Genomic DNA, 1,817 nt, shown 5'->3' on the forward strand with positions numbered 1-1,817 from the left:
ACAGGCCGTCCACGTCGGAGAGCAGAACGAGCAGGTCGGTGTGCACCAGGTGGCTGGTGAGCGCGGCCAGCCGGACGCCGCACACGATCCCGGCCGCCGTCACTTCGGGCCGCTCGGTCAGCGTGCCGGACAGGCCGCGCGAGTCGGCGTGCTGCACCCAGTACGACGGGTCCAGGCGCTCCAGCAAGCGGCGTTCCTCCGCCGTGACCCCATCCTCGACCTGCACGGAGACCGACCGGCGACCGAGCCACAGCGCCGAGGCGTTGGCCGCGATGACCGCGACCGAGGTGGCCAAAGGCCACGTCTCCCAGTCCGCAGGCGTCGACCACGCGTACGTGCCGACCGCCGCCGGGACGACATGCACGGCGTGCCACCGCCGGGCTACCTGCGCCATCGTCGCCGGGTAGTTCGCCCGCGCCTCCTTCAACGCGGCCCGCGCGGCGATCCGGTGCGACCGCGCCGCCCTGTCCGCCGTCTTCGCCGCCCGCCGGGCGCCGTTCCACGGGTTCTTGCTCGCCTGCCGTGCCGCCGTCCGCTGCCCCTTCGCGGTCGCGGCCGTCGCCCTCGCCGACGTGTTCTCACGCTGAGCGGCCATGAGCTTCTTGAGATTTTCCGGCGTCCGGAGCGCCTGGCGCCGGTCCGCCGCCGCGTCCCACCGAGCCGCCACAGGGGCGCACATGGGGGACAGGGCATCGACCACGTTGGTCACCTCGGTGGCCGATGCCCGCCAGGCGGACTTGGTCGAATCGGTCGCCTTCCGCCAAACTTCCTTCACGTCCACGGTTCTCCTTCAGGTGCGTGGATGAGGGTCGGATCGCCGTTCGCTGCGGCGGTCCGGCCCGTCTTCGTTTGCTGGTTGCGCCTCTGGTTGCAGGTTGCGGTCGGGTTGCGGGGTGCAACCGCCTCTGACCTGCAAGGTTGCGGGTTGCGGTCGGGGGAGGGGAGGGGGGCCCTACGCACGCGCGCATATACGCGCGCGAGGAGCCCCTCAGATCACTCCGCCTCGGCCGCCTTCCGCCACGCGGCCGAGGTGTTCGGGGAGACCCCTGTCAGGTCCCGAATCCTGCGGTAGGGGACCTCCATCCGGACCGCCTCCACGATCACCGGACGGATCTCCGCGTCGAGCTGCTCCAGCTGAGCCAGGAGCCTGATCCTCTTCGCTCCCAAAGGCTTGAGTGCTGCTTCGGCTTGGGCCCTCAGTTGGGCCGGTGTCTGCGTCATGCGACTGACTCTGACACATCGATCCGCCTTTTGCAAGCGTCTCAGTCTGAGTCATCATTGCCCCCCGGTGATCACGCGGCGACCCTAGGCGCCCCTCTGCGGCCCTGTCAGCCGGATACCGGACCCAGAGGGCACGGCGCCCCTCATCGGCCGTCAGCGGGCCACACAGGGACGCGGGGAGGGGTGCGGGGGAGGCCGGAGAGATCGCGCGGGTCACTACGCAGGGGCGCTCCGCCCCCTGCACCCCCGGGCCACCGCTCCCAGAGGGGGAGGGGGCGCCGTACGCCACTGCGGGTCCGTGGGTGGGTCGGCAGGGGTCGCGGGGGGGTCCCTCCGGTCGGACAGCCCTCCGCACCCTGCCACGGAACCTGGGGGGGCTCCGCAAGCTCCACCCCCCCAGAACCCGCGGCACACCGTGAGTGCCGCCCGACCGGAGGGACCCCCCCGCTCTGGCCCCGCCTTACGAGGGCGCGGCGGGCACCTGGGGGACCGTCAGGGTCGGCGGCCGCGACCCGTCACCACAGCGGCAGATCCTCCCCGCCCACCACCGGAAGGGGCCCCCGACTCGGCCGCCCACGCCGCCCAAACCCCCGCGC

The 1,817-nt window shown here is 72.6% G+C and carries 1 protein-coding gene and 1 pseudogene; both read right to left on the minus strand.

Annotation, left to right across the window (positions count from 1 at the left end):
- Positions 1-775: pseudogene (locus ACFC02_RS40590) on the minus strand (hypothetical protein); the annotation flags it as partial.
- A 218-nt stretch (positions 776-993) separates the two neighbouring features.
- The gene (locus tag ACFC02_RS40595; RefSeq protein ID WP_376041194.1) at positions 994-1,221 is read right to left on the minus strand and encodes a hypothetical protein; all 228 of its coding nucleotides are present in this window, start codon (positions 1,219-1,221) and stop codon (positions 994-996) included.
- Positions 1,222-1,817 lie beyond the last annotated feature (596 nt).

This window comes from Streptomyces sp. NPDC056160 (assembly GCF_042268205.1).
In the GTDB taxonomy this organism is placed as follows: Bacteria; Actinomycetota; Actinomycetes; order Streptomycetales; family Streptomycetaceae; genus Streptomyces.